This window comes from Microbulbifer yueqingensis (assembly GCF_900100355.1).
In the GTDB taxonomy this organism is placed as follows: Bacteria; Pseudomonadota; Gammaproteobacteria; order Pseudomonadales; family Cellvibrionaceae; genus Microbulbifer; species Microbulbifer yueqingensis.
The window spans coordinates 596618-610578 of the sequence record NZ_FNFH01000003.1; the positions used below are offsets into that span (position 1 = coordinate 596618).

The 13961-nt window shown below is 62.0% G+C and carries 14 protein-coding genes; 4 read left to right on the plus strand and 10 right to left on the minus strand.

Going from position 1 to position 13961, the window contains the following annotated elements; translation table 11 throughout:
* Positions 1 to 15: 15 nt before the first annotated feature.
* Entirely contained in the window at positions 16 to 1872 is a 1857-nt protein-coding gene (locus BLT26_RS09785) for a beta-ketoacyl synthase (protein WP_091512834.1), read from the minus strand.
* Between the two features lie 153 nt (positions 1873 to 2025).
* Between BLT26_RS09785 and BLT26_RS09790 the strand changes: the two genes are divergently transcribed.
* Positions 2026 to 3012 (plus strand): GlxA family transcriptional regulator, encoded by a 987-nt coding sequence (locus tag BLT26_RS09790; protein WP_091512837.1) that lies wholly within the window; start codon positions 2026 to 2028, stop codon positions 3010 to 3012.
* Positions 3013 to 3017: 5 nt separating this feature from the next.
* On the opposite strand, the gene BLT26_RS09795 is transcribed toward BLT26_RS09790, so the two are convergent.
* Positions 3018 to 3653 (minus strand): class I SAM-dependent methyltransferase, encoded by a 636-nt coding sequence (locus BLT26_RS09795; RefSeq protein ID WP_091512841.1) that lies wholly within the window; start codon positions 3651 to 3653, stop codon positions 3018 to 3020.
* Positions 3654 to 3664: 11 nt separating this feature from the next.
* The gene (locus tag BLT26_RS09800; protein WP_091512844.1) at positions 3665 to 4141 is read right to left on the minus strand and encodes an Hsp20 family protein; all 477 of its coding nucleotides are present in this window, start codon (positions 4139 to 4141) and stop codon (positions 3665 to 3667) included.
* A 146-nt stretch (positions 4142 to 4287) separates the two neighbouring features.
* On the opposite strand from BLT26_RS09800, the gene thpR reads away from it, so the two are divergent.
* Positions 4288 to 4914 carry an RNA 2',3'-cyclic phosphodiesterase gene (thpR, locus tag BLT26_RS09805; RefSeq protein WP_091512847.1) on the plus strand — a complete coding sequence of 209 codons (627 nt, stop codon included), beginning with the start codon at positions 4288 to 4290 and terminating at the stop codon, positions 4912 to 4914.
* A gap of 42 nt (positions 4915 to 4956) precedes the next feature.
* On the opposite strand, the gene BLT26_RS09810 is transcribed toward thpR, so the two are convergent.
* Positions 4957 to 5838, minus strand: coding sequence for a hypothetical protein (locus BLT26_RS09810; protein WP_091512851.1), 882 nt, complete (start codon positions 5836 to 5838; stop codon positions 4957 to 4959).
* Positions 5839 to 6516: 678 nt separating this feature from the next.
* Here BLT26_RS09810 and hpf point away from each other — a divergent pair.
* Positions 6517 to 6852, plus strand: a complete 336-nt coding sequence (gene hpf / locus BLT26_RS09815; protein ID WP_091512855.1) for a ribosome hibernation-promoting factor, HPF/YfiA family — start codon at positions 6517 to 6519, stop codon at positions 6850 to 6852.
* 157 nt (positions 6853 to 7009) lie between these two features.
* Here the strand turns inward: hpf and gorA are convergent, their stop codons facing one another.
* Positions 7010 to 8365, minus strand: coding sequence for a glutathione-disulfide reductase (gene gorA, locus BLT26_RS09820; protein ID WP_091512859.1), 1356 nt, complete (start codon positions 8363 to 8365; stop codon positions 7010 to 7012).
* A 234-nt stretch (positions 8366 to 8599) separates the two neighbouring features.
* On the opposite strand from gorA, the gene BLT26_RS09825 reads away from it, so the two are divergent.
* Positions 8600 to 9100, plus strand: coding sequence for a hypothetical protein (locus tag BLT26_RS09825; protein ID WP_091512863.1), 501 nt, complete (start codon positions 8600 to 8602; stop codon positions 9098 to 9100).
* 15 nt (positions 9101 to 9115) lie between these two features.
* Here BLT26_RS09825 and BLT26_RS09830 read toward each other — a convergent pair whose 3' ends face one another.
* From BLT26_RS09830 to BLT26_RS09850, 5 genes are all read right to left on the minus strand, one after another.
* On the minus strand, positions 9116 to 9652 hold the full coding sequence (locus BLT26_RS09830) for an SRPBCC family protein (protein WP_091512867.1): 537 nt from the start codon (positions 9650 to 9652) through the stop codon (positions 9116 to 9118).
* A gap of 10 nt (positions 9653 to 9662) precedes the next feature.
* On the minus strand, positions 9663 to 10808 hold the full coding sequence (locus BLT26_RS09835; protein WP_091512870.1) for a TIGR01620 family protein: 1146 nt from the start codon (positions 10806 to 10808) through the stop codon (positions 9663 to 9665).
* Entirely contained in the window at positions 10808 to 12247 is a 1440-nt protein-coding gene (locus BLT26_RS09840; protein WP_091512874.1) for a YcjX family protein, read from the minus strand. The genes BLT26_RS09835 and BLT26_RS09840 overlap by 1 nt, the downstream gene beginning before the upstream one ends.
* 199 nt (positions 12248 to 12446) lie before the next feature.
* Positions 12447 to 13244, minus strand: a complete 798-nt coding sequence (locus BLT26_RS09845) for a GIN domain-containing protein (RefSeq protein WP_091512877.1) — start codon at positions 13242 to 13244, stop codon at positions 12447 to 12449.
* A 106-nt stretch (positions 13245 to 13350) separates the two neighbouring features.
* Entirely contained in the window at positions 13351 to 13773 is a 423-nt protein-coding gene (locus tag BLT26_RS09850) for an HIT family protein (RefSeq protein WP_091512880.1), read from the minus strand.
* Between the last annotated feature and the right edge of the window lie 188 nt (positions 13774 to 13961).

Here is a 13961-nt window from a genome sequence, read left to right on the forward strand (position 1 = left end):
CAACCGGCGGCAACCCTAGCACATGTCTTCGAAGGGATTGACGTCAGGCAGGTTTACTGGCGCCACGCCGGGCAGTGACACATTGTCGGTGGAGACCTCGATCAACTCTTCGTCCACCAGTCCCTCGCCAAAGCGGTAGATAGCATTCAGGTCACCCGTTGCCGCACGCTGGTCATAGGCCAGCGCCCGGTCACGGACGGCCTCATTGCGCTGCCGGAATCCGGTCATTGCCTTTTCACCGTGGCGCCGGGACAGCATGCCCTCGACCAGGCGGGGAGACAGGACGCTGGCCGTGGCATTGTTGCCGCCAAAGCCCTTGGAATTGAGGAATGCCACATCGATCGAGTCCGGTGCCCGCTCCCGGTGCTCCAGCGAAATATCCAGATTCTTGTGGTGCACGTCATCGGCAACGCGATCAATGGTGGTAATCCCCGGAAGGATGCCGTGCGCGAACATGCCCAGGCTGGTAATCAACTGGTCACCACTGGCGGCAGAGACAGTGTGCCCCAGGTACGCCTTGACCGCACACACCGGCCAGTTCTCTATGCCGAAGGCCCCTGCCAGCCGGTCGAAGATGGCTGACTCGGTGACCCGGTTCTGCGGAGTGCTGGAACCGTGCGCCTGGACAAAACTGCGCCGCTGCAGGCTCTCCTCGCCGACGATGGCGCGGGTCTCGGCCAGCGCACGGGCCACCGTGAGGTAATTGCCCGGCCCCGGTGCGGAGATGGATTTCTTGGTGCCGTCCGCGTTGACAAAGACGTTGGCAACCGCGCCGTGGATTGACGCCCCAAGTTCCAGCGCCAATTCATCGTCCATCAGGATGGCCCACTGGGTACCCTCACCGAGGGTGAAACCACAGTTCTCCCCGAAGGGCCGGCTCGCGCGGCGATAATCGATCTCTCCGGGGAACAGCTTGCGCAGCCCATCGATATTGGCGAGCGCACCCATAGTCGTATAGCCGTCGACAACTTCTGGTACCAGCGGGGCTTCGGCGGCCCCGACCACGGCCACCCGGGCACGCCCGTGGCGGATATCCTCCACCGCAGCCCGCAGGTTGTACAGGTAGGTTGCACAGGCACCGGCCACCGCCCCGGTAGTGCCTACGCTACCGAGCACATAGGCGTTGACAAAGTCCGCAGGCATGCTGGTAAGCCCCAGGGCCAGCTGCTTGGAGCTCACCCGGGTACCGCGCAGGCGCGACTGCAACAGGCCACCATTGCCGTAGGGATCCAGCTGGCTCATGGCAGAGCTGGCATAGACCGAGATGTTCTGGGGGCCGGCTGCAGCCACGACGGTTTCCCAGTCGATGCCCAGCGCCTGTACCGCATCGGAAGCGCCGAGAATCGCCAGCTGCAAGCCCCGGGGATGGAAGCGGGAATTGTACTCCTGTCCCGGCTCGAAGCCGGTGGGCAACTGCCCGGCCGACGCCACCGGGATCTCCCGATAACTGTCCAGCATCACCGACAGGCCGGCACAACGCACGCGTACCCGCCCCTCCCCGAGTGCTTCCACCTGCCAGTCTTCGGGCAGCGGATCCGGCAGCTGGCGTGCCGCCATCTCGAATGTAAAGCCGTCCGAACTGCTCAGTTCGGCGGGCTGGTGATAGTGACACTTACGGTAGTCATAAAAGCGCTGCTCCAGCTCCCTCACCAGGGTGCCGTCGATGACCTGCTGTTCGAGTGCGGCGTCGAGCGGGCCACCGGCCTTCGCGCCCTTACGCAATCCCATCAGCGCCGCCAGGTCGGACAGGACGTCCGCCCGCTCGCCAGTACCGAGGCAGTCGAGCACCAGGCGCCGATAGCCGCGGTGAAAGGAACTCCGTCCGGCGGGATTGAATCCTCCGAAAGCGGTGATGACGGGTAGGCGCTGCATCCTTACCTCCAGCTGAAAGCTGCGAAATTGACTAAATTCGACAGGAGGTCAGTTTAGGGGGTGGCGAATCGGCCTCGTTATGGGCATACTGGCCAGCAAAATTGAGTTTCTGGCCAATGACACCCTCAGGGCCTCTTAGACTTCAGAGAAGTAATGCGAACTGTCACTTTTGTACTGATCGACCAGATGCTGGCAACCGGCACGGTATTGCCGCTGGAAATGCTGCGCGGGGCACAGAGTCGCGCCCGGGCCGAAGGCAAAGAAGGCCCGCTGAAAATCGTGACCGTGAGTCTCGACGGCAAGCCCGTCGCCACCCGCTCCGGATTTCCGCTCACCCCCGATGCTGCGCTCGCGGATGCACCTGACAGCGACATAATCTACCTCCCGGCCCTGTGGCGCAACCCGCGGCCCGCGCTGCGCCGCAGTGCGGCACTGCAGCAATGGTTGCGCCAGCAGGCCGAGGCCGGCGCTGCCATCAGCGCAGTGGGCACCGGGGTGTGTTTTCTCGCCGAGGCGGGACTGCTCGATGGCAAGCCCGCGACCACCCACTGGCACTACTTCGAGCGCTTCGCCGCAGACTACCCACAGGTGAAGCTCAAGCGGCAGTACTTCATCACCCAGGCCGACAAGCTGTTCTGTGCAGCCAGCGTCAACGCGCTCGCCGACGTGACCGTGCACCTGATTCGGCAGCTGTACGGACCGTCTGTCGCAAGCCATGTTGAGCGCAATTTCTCCCATGAAATTCGCCGCCCCTTTGAGGAAATAGCCTACTCCGAGGGCTCGGTGCACTTACACCCCGATGAGGAGATCGTACAGGCTCAGACGTGGCTGAAGGAACACTGTAGCGAAGAAGTTCGGCTCAGCGAGGTAGCCGGCCATTTCGATATGAGCGTGCGCTCGTTCAACCGCCGCTTCAAGCTTGCCACCGGACAGACGCCGCTTCAGTACTTGCAGAACGTGCGTGTGGACATGGCACGCGAACTGCTGCAGTCGAGCAACCTGTCAGTGAACGAGATCGCCGAGAAGGTGGGATACCAGGACATGGGTCACTTCACCGCGCTATTCAAGAAGTTCCTGGCCACCACGCCCAGCGAATACCGCACGACCGTCCGTGCAAAACTGTTCCGGGTTAATACCTGAAACCGTCACTTGCGCAGGAAAATCACGTCGCTGTCCACAAACTCGATACCGGCTCCGAGCCGGGCTGCCAGCCAGCGCAGGGTTTCCCTGCTGAAAAAGCAGATATGGGTGGGATCGCGGATATAGTGCCACTGCGCAAAGCGTTCCGGTGAAATCACCAGCTTCGTCATCAGGGCGAGAATGCCGCCCTCGCGCAGCCGCGACCAGAGCAAGCCCAGGACCTCTCCCGGCCGGGAGAGGTGCTCGACCACTTCGGTCGCCACGATAAAGTCGAATTCCCCCTTCAGGACGCACCTGTCCGGCGCGTAAAAGGCATCGTAGAGCTCAACTCTGTGACCGGCCTCTGAGAGCATGCTGGCCAGCAGGGGCGCCGGCCCGCAGCCGAAATCGAGACCGCGTGATGCCGGGGGCAGTGCCTCTACCAGCGGCGCGGCACAGCGGGCCAGGAAACGCCGGTAACCCGCGTCTTCCAGGGAATTCTCATGCAGGTCGTAATAGGCGCGCTCGTCTGTCGCGGAGAGTTGGAATTGCTCAGGGACGAACACCAGCGCGCACACGGCGCACTGGTGATAGCTGCGGAAATTGTCCCGGTGATAGGGCTGTGCGGCCGGATGGCCACACAGCGGGCAGCTTGGGCTCACGCCTGCGTCTATCAGGCAGCCTGCTCTTCATCGGCGGGCTTGCGGTCCGCCTGCAGCAGGCGACCTTCACCGATCTCAATCTGGCGGGGTTTCATCGCCTCGGGAATCTCGCGCACCAGGTCGATATGGAGCAGCCCGTTCGACAGGTTCGCATCCACTACCTTGACGTGGTCTGCCAGCTGGAAGCGCCGTTCGAAATCGCGCGCGGCAATACCGCGATGCAGGAACTGGCGCTGCTCACCATCCTCTTCGGACTGCTTGCCGCGGACGGTAAGGCGGTTCTGCTCCACCTGGAGTTCCAGTTCCGACTTTTCGAAGCCAGCCACCGCCATACTGATCCGGTAACTGTCTTCACCAGTCAGCTCGATATTGTACGGGGGATAAGCGGGCTGGTTCTGCTCGCTGGCAGTCATCGCATCGAGCAGGTTAGCCATACGATCGAAACCAATCGCAGAGCGGTAAAGCGGGGAAAAATCAAAGTTACGCATTGTCATATCCTCAATTCAGAGCAATATTCAAGATGTGCCCGTCCGAAGACCGGGCTTCCGCGGGAGGGCCTCGCCTGAGCGCCCTGCCCGTAACTTTGATATAGGGGTGCACAGAGACTTTTCAAGTGCGGGAGAGAGGGAAATTCATGCCGAGAGCAAGCACCAGAGGCAAAGGCGATAGCAATACCGGGGCGGGTACTGACCAGCCGCGACTGTTCATCGGTATCAGCCCGGACGCACCCACGCAGCACTTCCTCGAGGGGCTGGTGATACATGCCCGCCAACTGCTTTCCTCGGGCCGCGAGCGGCCGCGCTGGACCAGTCCGAGCAACCGGCACCTGACCCTGGCATTCCTGGGGGAAACACCCCCAGAGCTGATCCCGGCCATCGAAAGGGGGCTGATGCAGATGGCGCAAGGCGCAAGACCCTGCAGTGGCAGGATTGTATCACTGGGGCCCTTCCCGAAACCCCGGGCCCGCCTGCTGGCCGCCGAACTGGTCAGCAACCCGGACCTCGACCGATTGCACAGCGGCTGCCGGGAACTCATGCGGGACCTGGGAATGAAACCTGAGAGCGCAGCCTTTCGGCCCCACTTCACTCTCGGTCGAAACCGGCATGGCCTGGGCCCGTTCCCCCCATTGCAACTCGATTATGTCGCCAGGCTGGATAACCTGGTGCTCTACCGCAGCGAAATGGCGCCGGGCGGCAGCCAGTACACACCACTGTTTGAAGCCTTGCTCGGGGGCCCGGAAGAGAACCCGGCAAGAACCTGACCGGCATAAAAAAGCCCGCGCTGGGCGGGCTTCTGCGATACGTCAATCCAGGTAGGACAGCGCGTACTCAGGGTACATAATCAAGCGCGGTCGGGACAGGCGCCGGGCGTCGAGGATAAACACATAGTTCTTGCCGGCGTCCTCGGCCGGGATTGTACGCCGGAACCTCAGGGTGCTGAAGCCGCTGACCTCGTAGGTCTGCAGTCCGGCCTTGACCGGAGCCACCAGCCGGTACTGATTGTGACCGAGGAACTCGAAGTCGTGCGGTTCGCCGCGGGAAGACTCCAGGCTGAGGGACTTGAAGGTCTGCTTCCCCTCGCCCTCTTCCGCCAGCAGTTTCTGGAGACGCTCCTGCTCACGCTTGACGTAGGCCAGCAGCTCCTCATCGATTTCTTCCGCCGGCTCGGCGGCGGCTGCCGGGGCCGGCTCGGCGGACTCAGCCTTGGCCACCGAGGGGGCCGGCAGCTGGGGCTTTTTCACCGCCGCCTCGCCGCCAGCAAGCTTGGCCGCGCGCCTGGCGGTCTCTGCCTTCTCCAGCATCGCAGCCACCATATCTTCCACCTTGCGCTTCTGCGCGGCGATGCGGCCCCGGTTGCGGGCAATTGCCTTTTCGGTATCTGCCTGCTCGGCCTTGAGCTCGTCGTAGCTGGACTGAATGATCTCAACGCGGCGGGAGCGGCTGTCGACTCCCCGCTTGGCCATATCGAACGCGTGCTTCGCCTTGCGCAACTGCCGCTCTGAATTGGAGTCTCCGCTCTTTTCGTGCTCGCGCTCCGCGCGGGTCAGGTCGATACGAGTCTGCTCATAGTTTTCCCGGGCATTTTCCAGGGCCTCCCGGGCCTCGCCAAGCTTGTAGTCGTAGGCGAGAAGCTCATTTTCGAAGTCCTCGGCCTCCACAAGCCGGTTTTCCAGTGATTGCTCCATCCTTGCCAGACGATTTCTCTCCGCGTCGAGCGTCGCCTGGGTCTGGGCTGCGGCACTCGCTCCCCAACCCACCAAAGCCGCCAGACAAAACCATTTGCAGTACCGCGCTAACACCATCATAAACAACCTGTTACCTATTTTTTTACAACTGCCGGCAACCCTCGCCCGGAAATCGGGCGCTGAAAGCACCCTGATTCCTTTGCGGCCGGTGGGTATTCCCTGCACGCCCAGGTGCAATTTTCCCCCAAAAGCACACTGTGTACCCATGCCGGGCACACCGCGACAACATTCTACGCAGCGCCTGCCAGCACTGCAACGACTGCCGCCTTGCGGCGAGTCACTGGCGGAGCGGCCCGGAGCCCAATTCAGGATGCATCACCCCCGCCGGGATGAGTCGCCCGGCAGGTCACAATTTTGTGACATTTTTACCTCCCCAGCGCTTGATTTTTTTATTGGCGGGAGCATTATGGGTAACAGGGAGTAAAAAGCTGATCTCGGTGAGATTGGAGCCCGGACGTAAAACACCCTGAGCTGCCTGAGCAGCAGAATATACGTTGCGATCCCGCTGGCCTCCGGTTCCCGATGCTCTCGGCTTCTCCCCAAAGGGCGCCCTTCCTTTTATCTGGCAAACCGCACACGCGGCCTGCAAGGTTTCCTTATAACCGGAGGTAAATGCCCATGAAATCTGCGCCCAACGATAACATCGTGTTCCGGGATATCGACAAGTCTGCCGCTCTTGCAGATACGGTATCGAAAAAGCTGAATAAACTGGAACGTTATTGTGGCGACATCATCCAGAGTCGTGTCGTACTAGAGGCTCCCCACCAACACAAGACAAAAGGCAAGCAGTTTCGCGCCTCCGTCGAACTTGCCGTCAGTGGCAAGCCAGTGACCATCAGTAACGAAAGTGAATCGATTCACCGTGCAGTCAATGCTGCTTTCGAGTCAGCCGAACGGCGCCTCAAGGAGCGCAGCAACCGTCGCGTCGCACAGCGACACCAGGGAGTGGGCTGACACCGGCCCGGCCTTGCCGTGCGGAAGACAGGGGCGGTGATAAATCCGCCCCCACTCTTCCGGCAGGCGCCGGGTTACACAGAAAAAAGAAGGCGATGCAATGCATCGCCTTTTCGGTTCCGATCCTGAAAGGTAAGAGCGCCCCGGAAACTACCACTCACCCCGCCGGGGTGCGCATGGTGACAAACTCCTCCGCCGCGGTCGGGTGAATACCGATCGTCTGATCGAAAGTTGCCTTGGTGGCACCGGCCTTGAGTGCCACCGCCATGCCCTGGATGATCTCACCCGCGTCGGGGCCCACCATATGCACCCCCACCACCCGGTCTGAACTGGAATCCACCACCAGTTTCATCAGGCTCCGCTCATCGCGCCCACTGACCGAATGCCGCATCGGCCGGAATTCAGACTTGAAAATAGTGACCGGAATGCCGGAGTCGCGGGCCTCCTCCTCCGACAGCCCCACCGTCCCGATATTCGGCTGACAGAAGACCGCGGTCGGGATGTTGTTGTAATCGATTTCCGCCGGCTCCCCTGTTCGCAGGTGCTTCACCAGCGCCATGGCCTCGGCCAGCGCGACAGGAGTCAGCTGGGGCTCGCCGGTGACATCCCCGAGTGCATAGATGGAACGTACATTGGTGCGAAAATCGTCATCGACGGAGATAGTCCCGTCACGGTGCAGAACCACGCCGAGCTCTTCCAGCCCGAGCCCGCTGATATTGGGGCGGCGCCCTGTGGCATAGAGCACCACGTCGACATTCAGGGGGGCGCCATCAGCAGAGTGCGCCATCAGGCTCCCGTCGGCCTGCTTCTCTATGGCGGTGACATCGTGATTAAAGTGCAGCCGGACCCCTTTCTTGCCAATCTCGTTGCGGGCAAATTCACGGATTTCCCGATCGAACCCGCGCAGGAACAGGTCCCGGCGATAGGACAGGTGTGTCTCCGCTCCCAGGCCGGCAAAAATTCCTGCAAACTCCACCGCGATATAACCGCCACCTACCACCAGGATACGCTGGGGGAAGTTTTCCAGTGAAAAGATCTCGTTCGAGGTAATCGCGTGCTCCCTGCCGGGGACGTCCGGTATAAATGGCCAGCCCCCGGTAGCAACGAGGATCCGGTCTGCGCTGTACTCTGCGTCACCTACAACCACCGTGTGCGGCCCTGAGAGCCTCGCCCTGCCCTCAATCACCTGAACCCCGGCATTGGCCAGCAGGTTGCGGTAAATTCCGTTGAGGCGAGCGATCTCCGCGGCATTGTTATCCCGCAGGGTGGGCCAGTCGAAAGGCGTCTCTTGTCTCTTCCAGCCGTACGCGACCGAATCCTCGAAGTCCTCACTGAAGGCACTGGCGTAGACAAACAGCTTCTTGGGTACGCACCCTACGTTGACACAGGTCCCCCCCATGTACCGGTCTTCGGCCACTGCGACACGCAGGCCCGCGTTTGCTGCCATCCGCGATGCGCGCACGCCTCCTGACCCGGCGCCAATGACAAACAGATCAAAATCGTATTCCGACAAAATAAACTCCTGCTGCTCCTGTGACTTGCGGAAATCGGCCGGGAAACTGCGTCACGGCGAAGCCGTGCACCCGTGTATCGGAGCGCATTACCGCCCGATTTATCCGCAAAACGAACCCAATTGACTTTTATCCCTTAATAGCCGTTGACTTTAATCGCGCCATCCGATATTCATGAGATGTTTGTCACAAAATGACGCCTGTTAACGACTAGAAGAAACTATAGGCATAGAAAAATGGACATTTTTTCCTCACACACCCGGCGGGTATTCTGGTTTCTCTGCCTCCTGCTGTCAGCCAGCGCTGCCAGTGCCAGTAAACACCCTTCATATCTGACCCCGAAATACTGCGACGGCCTGGTACAACAGTTTGTCGACTCCGGCATGCGCAGCCTGGGCAAATATGTCAACGAGCATTTCGACCCGCAATACCGCGGCGGCATCCGCAACACCATCCACTTCCTGGAACAGCGCTCCAGCTGGATTTCCGAGTGCGATGCGTACCTGCAGGACACCTCGAAAGAGCACGCCTTTTACAACCAGCAGCTCACCACCGAGATCCTCGGGGCCATGAATGCCCTGGCCAAGGAACTCCAGCTGGTGCGGGATGGTGTCGAGTTCTCCGATGAAAACGGCGTGAACAACCCGGCCCCGTTTATCAAGGAACGCTACCAGAAGCTCGCCGCCCTGGTCGACGAGCACCATACGCGCTACCTGATGCAAAAGCAGTTCCAGTAACCCTCGACCGGCCGGCTAGCGCGGGACCTCGCTCTCGAGGTACCCGCGCATCGACTCCAGCTGCTGGGCCAGTACCCGATCTACTGCGGCGGCCATGCGATCCAGTTTACTCGAGGCAGCCCCCCATACCTGGTATTCCCAGGTCAATACGGCACCCTTGCCACTGGGAACGATACGCCAGCGCAACAGGCCATTCACCGGCATGTTCTGCAGGGGGCCAAGGGCGCCCCGCAACCGCACTTCGCGCTCCGGAACGCTATAGAGAACCCGCAGGTGCTCCACCGAAGCCTCGCCCCAGCGCTCACAAAAACAGCTGCCCGCAGCCAGCTCAAAGGTAAAATTATCAGCGGACCCTGAGTAACTGTGGGCAGGGTCCCACCACTGGGGCAGCGCCGCCAGTGCCCGGTAGACCTCCGCACTCGACTGATTCAGCTCGGCCTCGTGGCGCAGGGTGAATTCGCTGGCATCCTGGTGCACCACAGTTGCACCGACCACTTGCGGCAACAGTACCACCGCCAGGCCGAGGCCCCTTGTTACGGCAGAGAGTTTCACCCCGGCATCCTCATTCCTGGTCCTTGCGAGCCTGACCTGCCCGCATTTCAGCCTCGTGCAACTGGCGTTGCAGCTCAGCCCCCATCGCGCCCGTGCCGCTGCTGCCAAGCAACCGCTCCTTGAGGCTGGAGGCAATTCGCCTGGTCAACGCGCCCAGCCGGGGGCGCTGCTTTTCCGTAAATGGAATCGGCCGACAGGCCTGCAGCGTCGCAAGCCCGATCCTGCCCATAAACAGGCTGGCACCCATGCCCTGCCCCAGTCGCGCAGAAACAGTGCTCAGCATGCTGTCCCCGACCAGTTCCGGCCACAGTTCACTCACTGCATACTCGCTGGCGCCGCTGTAGGCAACCAGGGCCAGGACCTTCTTGAACAGCCTCCAGCGTATCACCATGGAGGGACGCACCCCGTATATCTGCGCCACGTCATCGATCATCCGCAGCGACTGGCGAAGCGCGACCAGGACATCGAGGGTGGCGAACGGGCTCAGCCCCACCAACGCACCGGTACTCGTGGCCTGGCGCACGATGCGCCGCAGGGCTTCCTGGTCCAGTGCCTCGAGAAAGGTCACTTCCAGGTGGCGCAACAATTCGCTGCTATCGTAGTAATCCGGGGTTTCCTCCAGGACTCTCGCCAGCAGGGCGCCCTGCGGCTTCCCGCTGAAATGCTTCTGCAGGCGGGTGCGGAACTCCCGCGCGTCATCATCGCTGCGACAATCGCGCAGCTCCACCGCCAGCTCCTGTGTTTCCTGGAGCCTGCGCAGGGGCCTGCCGGCGCGGAAGTACTCCCAGATGGAGGTAGCAATGGTGGCGAGAAGAGTAAGGATGATCACGCCGGCCAGCGCACCCAGCACCCAGTGGCGCTCCATCGCCCAGCTGAACAACTGGTGCAGCTCCCAGCCCACCGCTGACGCGGCCAGGGCGAGGCCTGCAGCAAGTGCGGGCTTCCAGAACTTCAGGTGGAAAAATGGTACGCGCAGCTCGGTAAAGGAGACCCGGTCTGGCAGGGATTCACCGGTGGTAATGGAGCGCGGCAGCTCTTCCGCGCCCTCGCTGATGGTTTCGACCCGGGTCGACGCCCTGGCCGGACCCCTGCCCTCCGGCTCATCGATCGGCTCTATACGGGTTCGGCGACGGGCCTTGTGCTGTTCACCGGTCATTACAGTTTGTCTCCGAGCAGCAGATTCAGTAGCGCATCGAGGCGGATATGGGGGATGGTGCCGCCGGAGGCCATACCCAGCGGCGGACGCAGCTGCGGCGGGGCGGCATCCGCATAATGGCTCCACCCCGCCCCTTCCTCCGGCAGGCGCGCGAAGATCTCGGCATTCTCAAATCCCAGGTGGTGACCTTCCAAATCGTATCCCACCAGCATACGGCGACCGTTGCGCTGGCTCTCGTTGGAACAGCGCACGGCGGCAATGGCCTCGCAGTAAAGCGGCAGCCCGCGGTGGCGGGCCCCGGCAAAGGCCTGCTGCAGCTGCTGTCCCAGCAATTGCCTCAGGGCATCGTGATCCGCGGCCAGTACCTGGTCGACCTTGGTTGCTGCGAATACCAGTCTGTCCACCCGCGGTCGCCACAGCTTGCGCAACAGTCCGGTACTGCCATAGCGAAAGGTATCGGCGATATGCCCGAACGCCAGGCGCATATCGTCCAGCGCCTGCTCACCGGCATACAGGGTGCCGATCATGTCCACCAGTACCAGTTGCCGGTCCAGGTGACGGAACTGGTTGTCAAAGAAGGGCTGCACCAGCTCTTCCACATAGTGCCTGTAGTGCCCCTCGAGGATCTTGAAGTTGCTGTCTTCCGGCAGGGCATCCAGTGCCTCCCGGTTCTGTCCACGCAGGTCCAGCATGGGCAAGACATTGTATTCACCGCTGTCGATCAGTGCGCGACCCGGCTGGAGATAACTGAGGCGGCGCTCGCTACGGCACTGCAGCAGGAATTGGCGATATTCGCTCCAGAGGGTCGCAATACGGCCCGGGTCTGCCCGCTCGCGCGGGTCGAGGGCGGCCAGCTGGGCCACCAGCGAGGGGGCGAGCCCGGCCCTGGCATCCGCGTCCAGCAAGTGGAACTGGTGCCGGCACCAGTCGAGATAGGTCATTTGCAGCAGGGGCAGGTCCATCAGCCACTCCCCCGGGTAATCGCGCAGCTCGATTACCACCGTGCGGGTGGAGCTGCCACCGAGGCGGCGCCGGTGTCGCAGATGGATATGCAGTTCCATCGCAGACACCTCCCGGGTGCTCTCAGGCCAGTGGGGGGGCTGTGACAGCAGGGCGTCCAGGCAGCGCTGGTAGTCGAATACGGGCAGGCCCGAATCAACGGCGGGCTTGATCTCCGCTCCCAGCAGGTCGCCGTTGAGGGCCGGGGCAAAGCCGGGCAACTGGGCCCGTTGGGGATGGCTGAGCTGGTAAATCAGGCTCGTAAGGAGCGTGGACTTACCCGCACCGCTGAGCCCGGTAACGCCCACACAGAGACGCCGGTCCAGCAGCCGCTCTGCCGCCCACTGGGATTTCTCGCCGGCTTTCCGCCTCCAGCGGCGAACCCGGTCCCGCAGCCTGTCCCGTGCACCCGGTGCGCCTTCACCCATCGCTTCTTCCATAGCCCCGTCAGTCCCGTCCGTTCAGTTCCCCGGCAAGCTGCGCCGGGCAAATCCTGTTGACCCATCAAGGATAACAGGTCACGCGAAAACCTGCGCCGCCCGTTCCCCAAGCTCCAGTATTCGCGTCTACCCGGCCCCAAAAACAGAAAAGCGCGCAGCCAGGCTGCGCGCTCCCGTGAGTCAGCGGATATTCTGCGCCTCACTCCACCAGCGCGATATCACCGGATCCCATTACCGAAAAGGAGTCCTTCGCGGGTCGCCGCAGGACAATATCGCCCGATCCCATCACGGCACCACTGGCGTTCTGCGACTGGAAGTTGCGCCCCAGGAAATCACCGGACCCCATGATACTGACCGAGAGATCGGCGACTTTGCCACCAACCACCATATCCCCGGAACCCTTGATCTCCGCCGCGAACGACTCCCCGATCACGCTGTCCAGCCGGATGTCTCCGGAGCCCTTGATGGACGCTTTGCCCGCCACCGCCAGCACGGTACCCAACACCATGTCGCCAGAGCCTGTGACAGATACCTCCAGGGTCTCCGCCGCCACCCTGTCTACGCTCACCGAGCCGGAGCCGGTCACCTGCAGGTCCAGGGTTTCACTTTCCAGCAATTCCGCGCGGGCGTCGCCAGAGCCGGTAACCTCGAGCGACTCCAGTTTTGGCAGCACCACCCGGTAGTTGACACCTTCACTATCGCTGACGGTGACCACGCCGAAGAAGCGCTTGTGCTTGCTCCGCACCGAAAGCTCCAGGGTGTCGCCCCGGACTTCGGCCACCGCCAGTTCGATGGCTTCGTCGGAGCCGGTGGCACTCACCTCGAACGCCTCGCCCTGGACCACTTCCAGCTCGGAGCTGCCCTTCAGTTCGATACGTGAAAACCCCTCGACCGGGAACACCTTGCGGGCGTCTGCGGCAAATACGGCGCTGCTGCCGAGCAGTAGCGCCAGGGCAGTGCCCAGCAACGGGCGGTTCAAGAAAGAATTTACGGCCATGCGATCCTCTCAATAGTCAGCAATAGTCAGTTTTCACTGTTGTTGTCCTCTTGGACGCATCGCTACCTGCACTCGGATGCAGGCTCTCTCACTTTTTTGCGACTGGTCAGTCAAGATCCGCCTCAGCAAACCCCAGCTCCACCAGGGCCCGGCGCACCTTGTCCGCCTCAGCGGCCAGCTCCTCGGCGGCCGCCGGCTTCTGCTTGGAGAAATCAAAATCGTCCAGGGAATCGACGGGCACCAGGTGGATATGGGTATGCGGAACCTCGAGCCCCGCCACCATTACCCCGACCCGCCGGGGCTGGTAGACGGCCTTGATTCCCTTGGCCACTTTCTGGGCCACATGCATCAGGTGGGCAGACAGGTCACCGGGCACGTCGTCCCAGTGGTTGATTTCCTCCACCGGAATCACCAGGCAGTGACCCGGCTTGATGGGACTGATCGTCATGATCGCCACAGCCCGCTCATCGCGCCAGACAAAATGCCCCGGCAGGTCGCCATTGATGATCTGGGTGAAAATACTTGCCATAAAAGTGCCCTCGGGTTACCTGGAAAAGGCGGCGAATGGTTTCCTGCCGCAGAGACCGGACAGTCTACCAGCTTGGCACCAGAGCGCAGCCATTTTCACGCGCACGCGAACGGAAGCCGCTTTGCGCCCGCCAGTTGCGGGCCTGCCGCTGCGCACTGCGGGGCGGCGCCCGAAACCCAAGGAACAAG